Genomic DNA, 16,380 nt, shown 5'->3' on the forward strand with positions numbered 1-16,380 from the left:
CGGGGAACATGGCGGGCATGAGTCGACCCGCTGCCCAGGCGTCACCGACCGGTAATTTCCTGGTCGGTTGTCCAGTCCCCGACCCGGAGCTAGGTTCGCTGACGTGACCTCGCCCGGTGGTTCTCCGGCGACGACTCCGATCGGCTCCCGCGCCGAGGCGGAGGGGTACGTCGCGATGGTCTGTTTCAAGCACGGTCCACCCCGGCTGTACGGCGTCGAACTCGAATGGACCGTGCATCACGCGGAGGATCCGCACCGGCCCCTCGACGCCGGCCGACTGAGCAAAGCCCTGGGCGTGCACGCCCCGGCGACCCTGGTGAGAGGCAGTCCGCAGCTGCCACTGGGCCGGGGCGCCCTGGTCACCGTTGAGCCGGGTGGCCAGGTCGAGATCTCTCTCCCGGCATCGGACTCGGTCCCCCGGCTGATCGACGACACCGCCGCCGATGCCGCCGAGCTCACCGCTCTTCTTCTCGACGCGGACCTGGTCCCGGGGGCCTACGGCCTGGACCCCTTCCGCGCACCCCGCCGCATCCTCACCGTCCCGCGCTACGCGGCCATGGAACACGCCTTCCAGCGCGTCGGACCACACGGACCACGGATGATGTGCAGCACCGCCGGCCTGCAGGTCTGCCTCGACGCCGGCGAGGCCGACCAGACCGCGCTGCGCTGGCGGGCCCTGCACGATCTCGGCCCCACCCTGGTCGGCCTGTTCGCGAACTCCCGCCGCCGCGCCGGTTCGGACACCGGCTGGGCGTCGGCGCGGACCGAGGCGACCTTCGGGACCTGCGCCCCGTTCACCGAGCCGCCGCCGCTCGACGGCGACCCGGCCGCGGCCTGGGCCCGGATGGCGATGGAGGCGCCGGTGCTGTGCCTGCGCCGGGGCGACAGCTGGAACGCGCCCGTCGGACTGACCTTCGGCGCCTGGGCGGACGGACAGCTGCCCGGCGACAGACCGACGTACGACGACCTGGAGTACCACCTGTCCACGCTCTTCCCGCCGGTGCGACCGCGCGGATACCTCGAGGTGCGCTACCTCGACGCGCAGCCGGGGGACGGGTGGATCGCCCCGACCCTGCTGCTCACCGCACTGATGTCCAGTCCGCTCGACCGGGTGCTGGCCGCGGCCGAGCCGGCCGCCGGGCGCTGGTTCCCCGCGGCCCGCGAAGGGCTGAAGGACACCTTGGTACTGCGGGCCGCCCGCGACGTGGTGGCCCTGGGGACCGAGCTGCTGGACCGGACCGGTGCGGACTCCGAACTCGTCGCTGCGGTCGCGACCCGGCTGCAGCGCATCGTCGACAACACCCAAGGAAGGCGAGCCTCATGAATCACCAACTCTCCGAACTCTCGCCGGAGGGCTTGCGTACGTTTGTCGCGGAGCAGCTCGAGCGGTCCCGGGCGCGGACCGTTCAGCTGACCGACGCGGTCGACACCGACGACCTGGTCAAGCAGCACTCGAAGCTGATGTCACCACTCGTCTGGGACTACGCGCACGTCGGCAACCAGGAGGAGCTCTGGCTGGTCCGCGACGTCGGCGGCCGCGAGCCGCTGCGGCAAGACATCGACGAGTTGTACGACGCCTTCCAGCACGCGCGCGCGGACCGGCCGTCGCTGCCGCTGCTCGGGCCGGGGGAGACCCGCGCGTATGTGACCGAGGTGCGGGACAAGGTTCTCGACGTACTCGATCATGTGAAGTTCGGTCCTGTGAAATCCGGGGCCGGGCGTGAGCTGGTGGACAACGCGTTCGCGTTCGGCATGATCGCGCAGCACGAGCAGCAGCACGACGAGACGATGCTGGCGACCCACCAGTTGCGGGCCGGTGCGCCCGTGCTGGACGCGCCTCCGCCGCCTCCGGGTCGCGCGGTGCCGTCGGCCGAGGTGTTCGTGCCGGGCGGTGTGTTCGAGATGGGTACGTCGATCGAGCCGTGGGCGCTGGACAACGAGCGACCGGCGCACGCCGTCCACGTCGCGGCGTACGTGATCGACACGGTGCCGGTGACGAACGGGGACTACCTGAGCTTCGTGCTCTCGGGTGGGTACGACGATCCGCAGTGGTGGTCCGAGGCCGGATGGGCGCACGTTCAGAAGGCATCGTTGGTCGCGCCACGGTTCTGGTCGACCGTCGACGGCGAGTGGTGGCGGTTGCGGTTCGGTCACCAGGAGCGGTTGCCGCTGGACGAGCCGGTGATGCACGTCTGCTTCTACGAGGCCGAGGCGTACGCGAAGTGGGCCGGCAAGCGGCTGCCGACCGAGGCGGAGTGGGAGTTCGCGGCGCGGTTCGACCCGGCCTCGGGGCGGACGCGGCGGTTCCCGTGGGGTGACGAGTCGCCGGGTCCGCAACACGCGAACCTCGGGCAGCGGCACCTGCGCCCGGCGCCGGTCGGGGCGTACCCGGCGGGGGCGTCGCCGCTGGGCGTGGAGCAGTTGATCGGCGACCTCTGGGAGTGGACGTCGAGCGACTTCACGCCGTACCCCGGGTTCCGCGCGTGGCCGTACGACGAGTACTCACTGGTGTTCTTCGGGCCGGACTACAAGATCCTCCGCGGCGGCTCCTTCGGCACCGACGAGGTCGTTGCCCGCGGCACCTTCCGGAACTGGGACTACCCGATCCGCCGGCAGATCTTCGCCGGCTTCCGCTGCGCCCGCGACCCCCGCCCCGAGGAGCTGCAGTCCTGATGTGCCGCCACCTGGCGTACCTAGGTCCTCCGGTCACCCTCGCCGCCCTGGTGCTCGAACCGGACCACTCCCTCTACGAGCAAAGCTGGGCCCCCACCGACATGCGCGGCGGCGGCACAGTCAACGCCGACGCCTACGGCCTCGCCTGGTACGTCGACCACCAGCTCGTGAGGTACCGGCGCAACGTTCCGATCTGGACGGATGACAACCTGCCCGGCTTGGCCGGCTCGATTCGTTCCAGCGCGGTCGTCGCCGCGGTGCGTAACGGGACCGACCGGATGCCGCACACCGAGGCGGCGGTCGCGCCGTTCACGCGTGGCAACTGGGCGTTCAGCCACAACGGCCGCATCACCGGCTGGCCCGACTCGACCGTCAAACTCGCCGAACAGCTCCCCGTCGCCGACCTGCTCCAACTCGACGCCCCGGTCGACTCGGCCCTCCTGTTCGCCCTCATCACCGCCCGTTTCGCCACCCATTCCGCACAGGACGCGGTCGCGTCGGTGGTGCGAGACGTCGAGGCCGCCGCACCGGGCTCGCGCCTCAACGTCCTGCTGACCGACGGCGAGCAACTGATCGCGACCACCTGGACCCACTCGCTGCACGTCCGCCGGACCGACGACTCCATCACGGCCGCCTCCGAACCATCGAGCGGCGACTGGACCGAAGTACCCGATCGTTCCCTGCTCGTGGCCACCGCCACCACCCTCCACATCACCCCGATGGAAGGACCAGCGTGACCCTCATCGACGTACATCTGACTCCGGACTACGCGGCTAAGGCGCTGCGGGAGGACGTTCGGGCGGGGCTGACGGCGACGCCGAAGTGGTTGCCGCCGAAGTGGTTCTACGACGCGCGGGGGAGCGAGCTGTTCGAGGAGATCACGCGGCTGCCGGAGTACTACCCGACGCGGGCCGAGCGGGAGATCCTGCTGGCCCGGGCCGGTGAGATCGCGGCGATCACCAACGCGCACACGCTGGTCGAGCTCGGTTCGGGGTCGTCGGAGAAGACCCGGCTGCTGCTCGACGGGCTGCGCGACCACGGCACGTTGACGTCGTTCGTGCCGTTGGACGTCTCGGAGTCCGCGCTGCGCGAGGCGGCCGACGCCATCAACACCGACTACCCGAAGCTCGACGTCCACGGTGTCGTCGGTGACTTCACCGCGCACCTGGACAAGTTGCCGGGTGATCCGCCGCGGGTGGTCGCGTTCCTCGGCGGCACGATCGGCAACCTGATCCCGGCCGAGCGGGAGGCGTTCTACACCGCGATCCGCGACGTCCTCGAGTCCGGCGAGTTTCTGCTGCTCGGCACCGATCTCGTGAAGGATCCCGCGACGCTGGTCGCGGCGTACGACGACGCGGCCGGCGTGACCGCCGAGTTCGACAAGAACGTGCTCCGGGTGATCAACCGGCAGCTCGGCGCGGACTTCGACGTGGACGCGTTCGAGCACGTCGCGGTCTGGGACGCGGACAACGAGTGGATCGAGATGCACCTGCGCGCCACCCGGGCGATGCGGGTGCTGATCCCGGAGATCCACCTGGAGGTCGGATTCGAGGCGGGGGAGGAGATCAGCACCGAGATCTCCGCCAAGTTCCACCGCCCCGGAGTAGAAGCCGAACTCAGCAAAGCGGGCTTCACGTCGGCCGCATGGTGGACCGACACTGAAGCCCGCTTCGCCCTGTCACTGTGGGAAGCAGTCTAGAAATTACCCACCCTGCTTGATCAATCCGTTGATCTTGTCGACGTACGTCGGGAGTTCGCTGACCGGCTTCTTGCCACTCAGGATCGGCTGGTAGTTGGCCGTGGTCAGGTCACCCACCTGCTGGGCCCACTGAGTCGTGAAGCGAACCCCGACCGTCTTCTCCGCACCCAGGTCGGCCTTCACCGTGTCGACGACGGTCGGCTGCTGAGCCTTGGTGAGCGCGTCGAAGTAGCTCGCCTGCGCCGGGGTGTACGCCGGCGGCGCGACGGGGGATGCCGGCAGGACGGCGTCCCACACCTTGGTGTTGATGTACGACAGCACCTTGAACGTCGCGTCCTGGTCCTTGGTGTACTGCGGCGTGCAGATGCCGACCGAGTCGTACAGCGTGGTCGCCGTCTGCACCTGCGGGAACGGCGCGAACCCGTACTTGATCTTCGGCTTGTCGGTCTGGAACCCGGCGGCCAGCCACTGCCCGCCGAACGTCATCGGCACCTTGCCGGCCGCGAACAGCGACTGCACGTTCGCGGCGTCGTACCCGGGCGGTGCGACGGAGCCGTTCTTGATCGCCGCGACCAACTTCTCCACACCCTCCTTGTACTTGTCGTCCGCCTCGGCCTTGGTCGGGTGGTTCACGTTGTCGGTGAACGGTGCGCCGCCCGCCGAGGTGGAGTACAGGCTCATCGTGAACGGACCGTCGGCCGACGTCAGCTGGTCCGCGACCAGGCCGTATTTCGCCCCGTTCTTGTTGGCGAGTTTCGCGGCGGCCGAGTACATGTCGTCCCACGACCAGCCGGCCTTCGGCAGCGGGATGCCCGCGGCGGTGAACGCGTCGGCGTTGTACCAGACGCCGTACGTGTTCATCAGTGACGGGAGGCCGCCCATCTGGCCGTCGGCGGTCTTCCAGTTCTCGATCGCGGACGGGACGAACTTGTCGGCCTTGAAGTCGCCGTCGCCCTCCTTGATCTTGTCCGCCCAGTCGACGAGCAGACCCTGCGACGTGTACTGCTGCTCGGTGTCGTTACCGCACCAGAACAGGTCCGGGAGCTTCTTCGCCTGGGTCAGCGAGGCGAGCTTGTCGCCGTACTGACCGCTCGGGGAGTCGAGCAGCTGGACCGTGATGTTGTCGTCCTTGAAGTCCGCCAGCGCCTTCTTGATCGCGGCGTTGGTCTCCGCCGACTCCCACGTCATCACCGTGACGGTGACCGGCCCGCCGCTCGAGCCGCCGGAGTCCGAGCCGCCGCCGCACGCCGTCGCCGCCAGCAACCCCGCGCACGCCAGCGCGGTGACACCCAATGTCCTCTTCACAAGGAATCTCCTCTATTTCTGGTTCGTGCTGCCGAGAGCGCCGAGGCCCTGGATGAAGTAGCGCTGCGCGGCGAAGAAGATGATCAGCGGCGGCAGCATGTACAGCAGGTTGGTGGCCATGTAGTAGCTCCAGTCCGGCGTCTTCCCGGCGAACGGGGAGACGAACGCCGCCATACCCACCGACAACGGCCACTTGCCGGACGAGTACAGGTAGACCAGCGGGTTCAGGTAGTCGTTCCAGGACGCCTGGAACGCGAGGATCGCCATCGTCAGCCAGGCCGGCCGGGTCAGCGGCAGCATCACCTGCGTGAAGATCCGCAGGTGCCCGGCACCGTCGATCTTGGCGGCCTCGTCGATCGAGTACGGGATGGCCAGGAAGTACTGCCGGGCCAGGAAGATGAACAGCGGGTTCCCGCCGAGGAAGGCCGGCACGATCAGCGGCAGCCAGGTGTCGTACCAGCCGATGCTCTTGTACATCTGGAACAGCGGGATCAGCCCGACCACACCCGGGAGCAGCATGCTGCCGACGAACAGGTAGAACCACACCTTCCGCCCGGGGAACCGCAATCGGGCCAGCGCGTAGCCGGCCATCATCGCCGTCATCACCCCGCCGAGCACGCTGAGCGCGGTGATGATCATCGAGTTCAGGAACAGCTTCGGGAAGTGGATCGCCTTCGGCCCGTCGATGAAGTTGCTCCACGTCCACTCGTGCGGCAGCAGCTTCGGCGGGATGTCGAACACGGCGGTCCGGCTCTTCAGCCCGATCGTGATCATCCACAGCAGCGGGACGACCATCACCGCGCAGATGAACAGCGCGACGACGTACCACGTCGTCGTACCGACGACTCGCGGGTTCTTCTTCGGTGGCGGGACGGCCGGAGTGGCCGTGGGCGTCACCGGGGGAGCTTCAGTCGGAAGTGCTGTCACTGTACGTCCAGAGTGAGGAGAACTTCGCGGTCAGGGCGATCACGGCGATGATGATCACGAACAGCACCCACACCTGCGCCGAGGCGTACCCGAGCTGCGGGATCTTGCCCAGGGTCGGGAAACCGTTGTTGTAGATCCCCAGCATCAGCACGTTGGTGCTGAACCCAGGGCCACCGCCGGTGAGGATCTTCGGCTGGTTGAACGTCTGCAGTGCGGCCGTGGTCTGCAGGATCACCTGCAGCAACATGATCGGGCTGATCATCGGCAGCGTGATCCGGAAGAACACCGACCACGGACCGGCACCGTCCACCTTGGCGGCCTCGTACAACTCGGTCGGCACCGACTGCAGCGCGGCCAGGAAGATGATCATCGTGCCGCCGACGCCCCACAGCATCACCAGAACCACTGCGGGCATCGCCATCTTCGGACTCTGCAGCCACAGGCTGGTCGGCAGTCCGAGCCGGTCGAGGATCGTGTTCATCAGTCCGACCTGGGGGTCGAGGATGAACTTCCACAACGTGATCGTCGCGACCGCCGGCAGCACCACCGGCAGGTACGCCAGCGTCCGGACCACCCGGACCCCGGCGAAGCGCTGGTTGCAGAACATCGCCAGTGCGAGCCCGATGATCAGCGACAACGGGACGTACAGCAACACCAGGTAGCCCGTCGCCCGGATCGCCGGCCAGAACGCCGGGTCGGTCGTGAACAGCCGGCGAAAGTTGCCGAGACCAACGAAGACCGGGTCGGTCAACCCGTTGTACTTCGTCAGCGCGAGATAGAACGATCGGATCAGCGGATAACCCACGAAGGCGAGGAATCCGATCATCGCGGGCGCGATGAACAGGTACGCCGCCTTCACGTCGGAGCCGGCGTTGCGGCTCATCCCACCACGGACGCGGGTGCGCTTTCTGGTGGTGGATCCGCCTAGAGGAGAACTACTCATCCGGCCTCCTGGACGGTAACGTTTCCAACGTTTTACTGTTGGGTGACGATGCCGTGTCGTGAAAAGGAAGTCAACCCCGTGTCCGAAACGTTTCCAAGCAAGCCGGAGATCATCCGGCCGACGATGATCGACGTTGCCCGGCGGGCCGGCGTCGGCCTCGGCACGGTGTCGCGTGTGGTGAACGGTGGCCACGGCGTCCGTGACGAGACCGCGCAACGCGTCCGGGCGGCGATCGACGAGCTCGGTTTCCAGCGCAACGAGGTCGCTCGCGCGCTCCGTCCGGGCAAGAAGTCGACCAGTCTCGCACTCGTTCTGGGTGACCTGACCAACCCGTTCTACGCGAGTATCGCCAAGGCCGCGCTCGAAGTCGCCGGGCAGTCCGGGTACGCCGTCGTACTCGGATCCGTCGACGAGGATCCCGAAGGGGAGAAGCGGGCGATCCAGGAACTGGTGAGCCGGCAGGTCGCCGGGCTGATGATCGTCCCGGACCAGGGCGACCACTCGTTCCTCGAGGGCGCCGGCATCCCGGTGGTGTTCCTCGACCGGCCCGCGACCGGGATCGACGCCGACATCGCGATGGTCGACAACGAGGGCGGTGGCCGGCTCGCGACCGAGCACCTGCTGGCGCAGGGGCACGAACGGATCGCGATCCTGCTCGCCCCGTCGTACTACACGACCGGCCGCCGGCTGCGCGGGTACCGGCGGGCGCACCGGGCCGCGGGGATCGACGTCGACGAGTCGCTGGTGATCCAGCTGCCCGAGGGCAACGCTGAAGCCGCCGAGAAGGCGACCCGTGAGGCGATGCTGCGCCCCGATCCGCCGACCGCGATCTTCGCGTCGACGAACTTCCTGACCGAGGGTGTACTGCGGGCCCTCGGTGAGCTCGGTCGTGAGCCCGCGGTGGTCGGGTTCGACGACTTCCGGCTCGCCGACATGCTGCCGACACCGGTCACGGTCGTTGCCTCCGACATCGCCGAACTCGGACGCAGCGCGGCGCGGTTGCTTCTCGCCCGAGCGTCCGGTGCTGACACCCGGCCGCCGCAGCGGATCGTGCTTCCCTGCGCGCTGATCGAGCGCGGTTCGGGAGAGCGGCCGCCGGATTCTGCTGCCAAGAGAAAGGCTCGGTGAGCTCGCGCGCCGCTGGTTAGGGTCGGGGCGTGCACTACGAATCCGTGGGCGAAGGCCGGCCGCTCTTCTTCCTGCCCAGCTGGGGTGGCGACGGCGGCGAGGGCCGCGCCGTCCACGAACCGATCTTCGAGCACCGTTCAGGCTGGCGCCGGATCTACGTCGACCCGCCCGGCACCGGCAAGTCGCCGGCCGTCCCGTCGATCACCGACCAGGACGGCATGGTCTCCGCGATCGCCGACCTGATCACGTCGGTGATCGGTGCCGAGCCCTTCGCCCTCGCCGGTACGTCGGCCGGCGCCCTGCACGCCCGCGGCCTCGTCAAGCGCGACCCCGCGCGCGTTCTCGGATTGTTGCTCAGGGCACCGGGTATCGTCATCGACCGCTCCCGGCGCACCCTCCCGACCGACGAACACCTCGATCCATCGGCGGAGCGCGATCGCCAGCATTTGTTCTACGACAGGGCCGAAGCGCTTGCCGACCTCGCGTTCCTCGGCCGGATCCAGGGCAACGTCTCCAGCTACGGGCTGCGTGAGGATCCGTCGATCCGCTTCGAGCGACCGACGCTGATCGTGACCGGCCGCCAGGATGTGATCGCCGGGTACGCCGACGCGTGGGCGATCCTCGACGACTACCCGCGCGCGACGTTCGCCGTACTGGATCAGGAGGATCACTTCCTGCCCGGGCCCGGAGTCGCGGCGTACCGCTCGCTGGTCGCGGACTGGCTGGACAGGGTCGAGCACCCGGACGCGTGAGGGGCGGAACGCGCGTCCGGGTGCTCGTGTTCGGGAAGGTCAGAAGTTCGGCCAGGCCCAGCCGAGGTAGCTGTTGAAGTACGGCAGCTTCGCGAGCCCGATCTTCCCGTTCACACTGGTGGCCCAGAAGTACCCGTCACCACGGGCAACCCCGACGTGCCCGTACGGTGCGGCGAGGTCCCAGAAGACCAGCGCGCCTTTCGGCGGATTCAGATCACCGCGGTGTGCCACGCCGCGGGCCACGGCATCGTTCCAGTCGGCCTTGGCGGAGGCCCAGATCGCGGTCTTTCCGTACGAGTTCTCCGCGGCCATCTCGCAGTACCCCTGGAAGGCGGTCGAGCCGTTGCGGGCGGCGTACCAGGCGATGGCCTTGTCGGCGCGGGGGTTGCTGGTGCAGAGCGGTGCGATCAGGCCGCTGCTGCCGGTGTTGACGTAGGAGTCGGTGATGAAGCCCTTGCCGGGGATGTGGTCCCAGACGAGGCTGCGGCCGTACTTGCCGGTGACGGGCTCGCCGTAGATCTGACAGTCGATCTCTACGGTGCCGTTGGGTTGGGTGCCGACCGTGCCGAAGCTGGTCGCGTTCCCGGAGCGGATGGCGACGCCGGTTCCGCTGTCGGTGACGACGGTGCCGGTGGCGGCACTGGCGGTGAGGGTGCCGGTGCCGAAGGCGGTGGCGCCGGCGAGCAGGGTGGTGACGGCAACACGGGCGGTGATGCGCATGAGGGCGGTACGCATGGTGTGTTCCCTTTCGTGAAGTTGTACTCGCAGGGAACCAAACCGTGACGGTGTTGTCGCAGTGGGCAACAAGGTGGTGAGCCACTGGTGGGGCAGCCGGGGTGGCTGAGTGGCGGTGGTGGCTGGTGGCGGCTGGTGGCGGCGCCCGCGGGGCGGTCGGGCGCCGCCGTCGGGCCGGTCAGAAGTTCGGCTGCGCCCAGCCGAGGTAGTTGTTGAAGTACGGCAGCTTCTGCTTGCCGATCGCGCTGTTGACGCTGGTGGCCCAGAAGTTGCCGTCACCGGTGGCCACGCCGACGTGTCCGTAGGCGCTGATGTTCCAGAACACCAGTGCGCCCTTCGGCGGGTTCAGGTCACCCTTGTGCGCGGCGCCACGGTTCACTGCGTCGTTCCAGTTGGCGATGGCGGACGCGTACACGCCGGTCGTGCCGTACGCGTTCTCGACGGCCTTCTCGCAGTACCCCTGGTACGCCGTGGACCCGTTGCGGGAGGAGAACCAGGCGATCGCGTCATCGGCGCGGGACTGTGGGCTGAAGGTCGATGCGGTGCTCGTTGCCGCCGGCGCTGTCTCTGCCGGTGCGGCTGCTGCGGTCGTAGCGGGGAGGGCGGCGCCTCCGAGAGCCAGTACGCCCAGGGCGGCGGTGGCGGTCAGACGCATGAACGAACGGGAAAGGAGGGACCTCATGATGGTTGCCTTTCGCTCTGAACTGCGATGGTCAGGGCCTGTTCTCTTGGAGAATCAGCTACTTTGTGCAGACAATCAGAGCGTGACTGGATTGTCGCAGTGGGCAACGGAACCGAATCACGGATATTTGGTAGTTTGTGTAGATAAGTGACGGCGAGAGCGGAGAGTGCGCCGTGCGGCCAGCCCAGGCTCGGTACGTGATCGGAGCTCGCATGCGCGAGCTGCGCGAGGCCGCCGGGGTGCCGTTGACCCGCGCCGCCACCGACTCCGGCTGGGACAAGGGCCACCTGTCCCGCGTCGAACGCGGCCACACCAAGCCCAGCCGCGAACTCATCGAGTGGTACGACGACTCGTTCGGCGCGAACCAGGCGCTGGTCAACCAGCTGATGGAACTCGACGCCGCCGTCCGCGCCGGCCGCGACATGTCCCAGCGCGACTTCCGCCGGCACGTCCAACCGGTCCTGCTCGGCGGATCCGTACCGATCGACCACCACCCCGACGACCGCGCCGAGCTGGTCGGCGAGACGGTCCCGGACGGCATGCAGGTACGCCGCGACGAGACCTTCGAGAAGACCTGGGTACTCCGCAACAGCGGCGACGCCTCCTGGCACGACCGCTGGCTCACCCGCCAAGGCGCCGCCGGCACCCCCGGCTGGCTCCGCTCTCCGGCCCGCGAACGCGTCCCCGACGCCGAACCCGGCGAGATCGTCACGGTCGCGATGACCCTGCAGTCCCCGTCCCAAGTAGGCGCCTCCACCGCCTACTTCAAAATCACCGACGAAGCCGGCCGCTTGTACTACCCCGGCCTGGAGTCACCCCCGCTCTACTGCACCATCTTCACCATCTACGAGCCCTAACCCGGGGCCGTGAACAGGAACCGGTGCCACAGCACCCGAAATAACCTGTTCAAGCCCCCCGCCCGTTGGGCTCACCCCCAGTTCTTGCCGCAACTACGCCCCGCACGACCTTCCGCGCTGCCGCAACCCCGCGCCGGCGCCGCTGCGGCCCCGCACCGCCTCCGCTCCGCGCGCCCGCGCTCCAGTCGCCCGCGCTCCGCCCTCCGGAGCATCCGCCCCTGCCTGGTCCCGGGGCCGTGAACAGGAACCGGTGCCACACCACCCGAAATAACCTGTTCAAGCCACCTGCTGCCTGGGCTCAGCCCCAATTCCTGCCGCAGTTGCGGATGCGGTTGGCGGTCGTGTGGGGTTGGTCTAGGTCGGCCCAGCTCACGCGGGCGACGTGATATCCGCAGGCGCGGAGGCGGTCCTCGCGCCACTTCTCGGCGACGATGGCGTCCGAGTTGTCGCCGTACTTCGCTGCTCCGTCGAACTCGACTACACCACGGGGTGCCACCAGGAAGTCGACTCGGGCGACGAATCGGCCTTGGTGGTCACGGATCTCGACCTGCAGCTCCGGCGTCGGTAGACCCTGGTTCGCCATCAGGACCCGGAGCCGTGACTCGCCGACCGATTCACTGAGGCCGTTGGCGAATCGCGCCGCAGCTCGCGCGGCCGGGGAACCACGCCAGCACTCGTGCCGGTCGGCGGTTGTCGTGAGTGCGTCGACCGTCACCAGCTTCTGGTGCAGCGCCGCGTCTCCCAGTACGACGCCGACTTCGTACGACGAGGCGCAGGCTGTCTCGGCGATTGCGCGGGCGGCACTGGTGACCGGGATGCCGTTCACCACGGTGATCTCGCCTGGGGAGAAGTGCGAGCGGTGCACCGCGGCGACGGCATCGGATCGCGTTCGGCCGCTCGCCTTGGTCACGTGCACCTTCGCGAGATCGAGCCCCCAGCTCGGCAGCCCGTGCAGCAGGACGGCGGACTGATGGCTGACGATCACCCCAGGCCCCATCCTCCCGATCACGGCGCGGGTCTTCATTAGATGTAGTCGTCTGGCCCTCTCCCAAGGCTCCTCTCCATCGGGCCGCGGCGCGTCCTCGACGTACACGTCGCGGGACAGCCGCGACCACTGCCCGGACCGCAGTCTTCGCCGAAGCTCACTGTCGCTGTATCCGGACTCGGTCGCGTCCGCACGGCAGAACCAGCCGCCGCGGGCGCCGGCGAGCACGCTCAACTTCGGATTCATACCGACAAGATGCAGTCGTCGCGAAGCTCGCCGACGGATGAATTTCCACCTGTGGACAGCCAGAACCCGGGGCTGACGCCTGCCTACGGTGGCGTTGAACAGGAAATAACCTGTGTCCCCCCACGAGATCCTGTCCAAGGCCCCCGCGGTACGCCGCTGATCCCGTGTGCGCCGCAGTACGCCGCTGGTGTCCCGCGCGCGACCGGGCGCTCGGTCAGCCGGCGTTGAGCTCTGCGTCTATTTCGGCGTCGAGTTCGGCTTTGCGTTTGATCCAGCGTTCGCTGAGGCCTTTGACCTCTTCGTTGATGAAGTCGATGAAGCCGAGGGAGACGCGGATCCGGCGGTGGGCGTCGGTGCCTTCGCCGGAGGCGTCAAGGACCTTGCGGAGGGATTCGGACCAGCGGCCGAGGGACGCGTCCTCGGTCATCATCGTCTGGTACCAGGCGTCGTCCTGGACGACGTACACATCGCGGCGGCTGCCGGGCTCGCGTTCGCGGGTCGCGAGGCGCAGCTGGAGCAGGTAGTTGACCGCGCCGGAGACGGCGGCGGGGCTGGCTTGCAGCTGCTCGGAGAGTTCGGCGGCGGTCATCCGGCCCGACACGCTCGACAGGATCGCGGCGAACGTCCGGCCCGCCATCCGCGGCCAGCCGGTGTCGGCGAGCAGGTTGCCGAACTGCTCGGTGTACCGCTTCACGGCGTCGTCGTCTCGATGTGCACTCACCGCCCCATCATCCCCTCTGGGTCGCTCGGTTACCTGACAGGTGAGAAACGTGTTAGCAAGATTCACAATCTTCTGAATGAAGTGTACGTTATGAATCATGACATCAGCCATCGTGGTCTCTGGACTGCACAAGTCGTACGGAAGTACGCACGCCCTCGACGGCCTCGACCTCGACGTCGCGACCGGTGAGGTGCATGGCTTTCTCGGCCCGAACGGTGCCGGGAAGTCCACCACCATCCGCGTCCTGCTCGGACTGCTGCGCGGTGACGCCGGTGATGTCTCGCTGCTCGGCGGTGACCCGTGGCACGACGCGGCCAAGCTGCACCGGCGGCTGGCCTACGTGCCGGGTGACGTGAACCTGTGGCCGAACCTGACCGGTGGCGAGGTGATCGACCTGCTCGGCCGGCTCCGCGGTGGGCTGGACGAGAAGAAGCGTGACGAGCTGCTGCGCCGGTTCGACCTCGACCCGACCAAGAAGGGCCGGACGTACTCCAAGGGCAACCGCCAGAAGGTCGCACTGGTCGCGGCGCTGGCGTCGGACGTCGAGCTGCTGATCCTGGACGAGCCGACCTCCGGCCTGGACCCGCTGATGGAGGAAGTGTTCCGGCAGTGCATCGAGGAGGAGCGCCAGCGCGACCGCACCGTGCTGCTGTCCAGCCACATCCTCTCCGAGGTCGAGGCGCTGTGTGACCGCGTCAGCATCATCCGCCGCGGCAAGGTGGTCGAGACGGGCACACTGTCCGACCTGCGCCACCTGACCCGTACGTCGATCCACGCGGAGCTGTCCGGTGCGGTGAACGGTCTGGCGCAGCTGCCCGGAGTTCACGATCTCGATGTCGAAGGCAACCGGGTGCGGTGCGAGGTGGACACCGCACAGCTCGATGCGGTGATGCGGCAGCTGTCCGCGAGTGGCATCAAGAGTCTGGTCGCGCAGCCGCCCACGCTGGAAGAGCTGTTCCTGCGGCACTACGAGGACGACGTACCGGCTGAGCCCGAGGCGGCTGTGCGATGAACGACTTCGTCGGCACCGGGACGCTGGTGCGGCTCGCGCTGCGCCGGGACCGGCTCCTGATCCCGGTCTGGATCCTCGTGTTCGTGATGTCGGCGGCCGGATCGGCCAAGGCGTCCATCAGCCTGTACTCCGATCCGAAGTCGCTGGCCGAAGCGGCGAAGACGTCGAACGCGTCACCCGCCCTGGTCTCGCTGTACGGCCGGATCTTCGACGAGTCCTCGCTCGGGGAGGTCTCGCTGTTCAAGCTCACTGCGTTCGGTGCGGTACTGGTCGGCCTGCTCGCCGGGATCCTCGTGGTGCGCCACACCCGGACGGAGGAGGAGAACGGCCGTCTGGAGTTGCTGAGCGCCGGAGTGCTCGGTCGGTACGCCGCTCTGGCGGCCGCACTGATCGTCTCGGCGGGGACTGTCATCGTGCTCGGCCTGGTGACGGCACTGGCCCTGATCGGGAGCGGACTGGACACGACAGGCTCGTTCGCCTTTGGACTGATGTGGGCCGCGACCGGTCTGGCCTTCGCAGGCGTCGGTGCGGTGACTGCACAGGTCACCGAGAGCGCACGGGCTGCCAACGGGCTCACAGCGGTCGTGCTGGGCGTGGCGTACGTACTGCGGGCAATCGGCGACTCGTCCGCAGACGGGAGCACCCAATGGGTGTCGTGGCTGTCGCCGGTCGGGTGGTCGCAGCAGGTCCGTGCGTACGCGGGCGACCGGTTCGTCGTACTGCTGGTGCCGCTGGCGTTCCTCGGCGTAATGGTTGCTGCCGCGATCGCACTGATCCGTCGGCGTGACGTCGGTGCCGGTCTGGTGCGTCCACGTCCCGGTTCGGCGCGGGCGTCGGCGGGGCTGCGGTCACCGCTGGCGCTGGCGTGGCGGTTGCACCGAGGCTCCTTGTACGGCTGGGGTTTCGCGTTCCTGCTGCTCGGTCTGCTGGTCGGCAACATCGCCAGCAACGTGGACGGGTTCGTCAGCAGCCAGAGCGCCAAGGAGATGGTGCAGAAGCTCGGTGGTGTCGAGGGCATCACCGACGCGTTCCTGGCGACCGAGATGGGCATGGTTGGTCTGCTCGCGTCGGCGTTCGGCATCCAGGCCGCGCTGCGGCTGCGCTCGGAGGAGACTGCGCTCCGCGCCGAGCCTCTGCTCGCGACAGGTGTCTCACGGGCGCAGTGGCTCGCCAGTCACGTGCTGATGGCACTACTAGGTACGGCTGCGCTCATCCTGGTGGCCGGACTGGGTTCGGGTGTCTCGAGCGGTGCGTCACTCGGCAACATGGGTCGTCAGGTACCGCGGATGCTCGCGGCGGCCGCCGTACAGCTGCCGGCGATCTGGCTCGTGACCGCGCTGGTCGTGATCCTGTTCGGCATGGCTCCGAAGCTCGTCTCCGGGGGCTGGGTCCTCTACGGCGTGTTCCTGCTGATCGGTCAGTTCGGGGAGATCTTCAATCTGCCGCAGTGGATGATCGACCTCAGCCCGTACGGCCACACGCCTCGGCTGCCCGGTGGTGACTTCTCCGCCGCTCCGGTCATCTGGCTGACCGCGATCGCCGCGGCGCTCACCGTTGCCGGCTTCGCGACGTTCCGGCGCCGCGACATCGGCTGACCCTGATCGCGCTGGTCTGAGGGGTCCAGCGCCTCCGCCCCGCCCCGGCCCCCCCCCGGGGGGGGGGGGGTGTGACGATGAGGGGGGGGTTTTTGTGGAGCTGATAGAGTTGTTGGACAC

General features: G+C 68.3%; 16 protein-coding genes. 9 read left to right on the plus strand and 7 right to left on the minus strand.

Annotated elements, in window-relative coordinates; genetic code table 11:
• The first annotated feature begins 103 nt into the window (after window positions 1-103).
• Genes ACWGID_RS24155 through egtD form a run of 4 tightly spaced genes read left to right on the plus strand, consistent with a single transcriptional unit; the run spans window position 104 to window position 4,372 of the window.
• Window positions 104-1,324: a glutamate-cysteine ligase family protein gene (locus ACWGID_RS24155; protein ID WP_452200052.1), complete on the plus strand. Its 1,221-nt coding sequence runs from the start codon at window positions 104-106 to the stop codon at window positions 1,322-1,324.
• A complete protein-coding gene (gene egtB / locus ACWGID_RS24160) occupies window positions 1,321-2,673 on the plus strand; it encodes an ergothioneine biosynthesis protein EgtB (RefSeq protein WP_452200053.1) in 1,353 nt (450 codons plus the stop codon). The genes ACWGID_RS24155 and egtB overlap by 4 nt, the downstream gene beginning before the upstream one ends.
• A complete protein-coding gene (gene egtC, locus ACWGID_RS24165; protein ID WP_452200055.1) occupies window positions 2,673-3,410 on the plus strand; it encodes an ergothioneine biosynthesis protein EgtC in 738 nt (245 codons plus the stop codon). Before egtB ends, egtC begins: the two co-directional genes overlap by 1 nt.
• Window positions 3,407-4,372, plus strand: a complete 966-nt coding sequence (egtD, locus tag ACWGID_RS24170; RefSeq protein ID WP_452200057.1) for an L-histidine N(alpha)-methyltransferase — start codon at window positions 3,407-3,409, stop codon at window positions 4,370-4,372. The genes egtC and egtD overlap by 4 nt, the downstream gene beginning before the upstream one ends.
• Window positions 4,373-4,375: 3 nt before the next feature.
• Here egtD and ACWGID_RS24175 read toward each other — a convergent pair whose 3' ends face one another.
• From ACWGID_RS24175 to ACWGID_RS24185, 3 genes are read right to left on the minus strand one after another with little or no spacing between them, the layout of a single operon-like run.
• A complete protein-coding gene (locus ACWGID_RS24175) occupies window positions 4,376-5,677 on the minus strand; it encodes an ABC transporter substrate-binding protein (protein WP_452200059.1) in 1,302 nt (433 codons plus the stop codon).
• A 12-nt stretch (window positions 5,678-5,689) separates the two neighbouring features.
• Complete coding sequence (locus ACWGID_RS24180; protein WP_452200060.1) at window positions 5,690-6,574, minus strand: carbohydrate ABC transporter permease; 885 nt, start codon at window positions 6,572-6,574, stop codon at window positions 5,690-5,692.
• Between the two features lie 10 nt (window positions 6,575-6,584).
• A complete protein-coding gene (locus ACWGID_RS24185; RefSeq protein WP_452200062.1) occupies window positions 6,585-7,487 on the minus strand; it encodes a carbohydrate ABC transporter permease in 903 nt (300 codons plus the stop codon).
• A 138-nt stretch (window positions 7,488-7,625) separates the two neighbouring features.
• Between ACWGID_RS24185 and ACWGID_RS24190 the strand changes: the two genes are divergently transcribed.
• Both ACWGID_RS24190 and ACWGID_RS24195 read left to right on the plus strand, forming a co-directional pair.
• A complete protein-coding gene (locus ACWGID_RS24190; RefSeq protein ID WP_452200064.1) occupies window positions 7,626-8,675 on the plus strand; it encodes a LacI family DNA-binding transcriptional regulator in 1,050 nt (349 codons plus the stop codon).
• Window positions 8,676-8,704: 29 nt separating this feature from the next.
• The gene (locus tag ACWGID_RS24195; RefSeq protein ID WP_452200066.1) at window positions 8,705-9,427 is read left to right on the plus strand and encodes an alpha/beta fold hydrolase; all 723 of its coding nucleotides are present in this window, start codon (window positions 8,705-8,707) and stop codon (window positions 9,425-9,427) included.
• 39 nt (window positions 9,428-9,466) lie between these two features.
• Here the strand turns inward: ACWGID_RS24195 and ACWGID_RS24200 are convergent, their stop codons facing one another.
• Window positions 9,467-10,162 (minus strand): CHAP domain-containing protein, encoded by a 696-nt coding sequence (locus tag ACWGID_RS24200; protein WP_452200068.1) that lies wholly within the window; start codon window positions 10,160-10,162, stop codon window positions 9,467-9,469.
• A 178-nt stretch (window positions 10,163-10,340) separates the two neighbouring features.
• Window positions 10,341-10,817, minus strand: a complete 477-nt coding sequence (locus tag ACWGID_RS24205) for a CHAP domain-containing protein (RefSeq protein WP_452200070.1) — start codon at window positions 10,815-10,817, stop codon at window positions 10,341-10,343.
• Window positions 10,818-11,041: 224 nt separating this feature from the next.
• On the opposite strand from ACWGID_RS24205, the gene ACWGID_RS24210 reads away from it, so the two are divergent.
• Window positions 11,042-11,701: an NBR1-Ig-like domain-containing protein gene (locus tag ACWGID_RS24210; RefSeq protein ID WP_452200071.1), complete on the plus strand. Its 660-nt coding sequence runs from the start codon at window positions 11,042-11,044 to the stop codon at window positions 11,699-11,701.
• Window positions 11,702-11,999: 298 nt separating this feature from the next.
• Here ACWGID_RS24210 and ACWGID_RS24215 read toward each other — a convergent pair whose 3' ends face one another.
• Together ACWGID_RS24215 and ACWGID_RS24220 are read right to left on the minus strand one after the other, a co-directional pair.
• On the minus strand, window positions 12,000-12,932 hold the full coding sequence (locus ACWGID_RS24215) for a type IV toxin-antitoxin system AbiEi family antitoxin domain-containing protein (RefSeq protein WP_452200073.1): 933 nt from the start codon (window positions 12,930-12,932) through the stop codon (window positions 12,000-12,002).
• 214 nt (window positions 12,933-13,146) lie between these two features.
• Window positions 13,147-13,653 (minus strand): GbsR/MarR family transcriptional regulator, encoded by a 507-nt coding sequence (locus ACWGID_RS24220; protein ID WP_452200075.1) that lies wholly within the window; start codon window positions 13,651-13,653, stop codon window positions 13,147-13,149.
• Window positions 13,654-13,750: 97 nt separating this feature from the next.
• Here ACWGID_RS24220 and ACWGID_RS24225 point away from each other — a divergent pair, with 97 nt between their 5' ends.
• Window positions 13,751-14,665 (plus strand): ABC transporter ATP-binding protein, encoded by a 915-nt coding sequence (locus ACWGID_RS24225; protein ID WP_452200076.1) that lies wholly within the window; start codon window positions 13,751-13,753, stop codon window positions 14,663-14,665.
• Window positions 14,662-16,260, plus strand: coding sequence for an ABC transporter permease (locus ACWGID_RS24230; protein WP_452200078.1), 1,599 nt, complete (start codon window positions 14,662-14,664; stop codon window positions 16,258-16,260). Before ACWGID_RS24225 ends, ACWGID_RS24230 begins: the two co-directional genes overlap by 4 nt.
• The last annotated feature ends 120 nt before the right edge of the window (window positions 16,261-16,380 follow it).

The sequence above is a fragment of the Kribbella sp. NPDC054772 genome (genome assembly GCF_053611945.1).

Bases quoted from the DNA above. Each gene is read 5' to 3' on its own strand.
- egtB (WP_452200053.1), top strand. From the start codon at position 1,321: ATGAATCACCAACTCTCCGAACTCTCGCCGGAGGGCTTGCGTACGTTT.
- egtC (WP_452200055.1), top strand. From the start codon at position 2,673: ATGTGCCGCCACCTGGCGTACCTAGGTCCTCCGGTCACCCTCGCCGCC.
- ACWGID_RS24185 (WP_452200062.1), bottom strand. From the start codon at position 7,487: ATGAGCCGCAACGCCGGCTCCGACGTGAAGGCGGCGTACCTGTTCATC.
- ACWGID_RS24200 (WP_452200068.1), bottom strand. From the start codon at position 10,162: ATGCGTACCGCCCTCATGCGCATCACCGCCCGTGTTGCCGTCACCACC.
- ACWGID_RS24205 (WP_452200070.1), bottom strand. From the start codon at position 10,817: ATGCGTCTGACCGCCACCGCCGCCCTGGGCGTACTGGCTCTCGGAGGC.
- ACWGID_RS24215 (WP_452200073.1), bottom strand. From the start codon at position 12,932: ATGAATCCGAAGTTGAGCGTGCTCGCCGGCGCCCGCGGCGGCTGGTTC.
- ACWGID_RS24225 (WP_452200076.1), top strand. From the start codon at position 13,751: ATGACATCAGCCATCGTGGTCTCTGGACTGCACAAGTCGTACGGAAGT.
- ACWGID_RS24230 (WP_452200078.1), top strand. From the start codon at position 14,662: ATGAACGACTTCGTCGGCACCGGGACGCTGGTGCGGCTCGCGCTGCGC.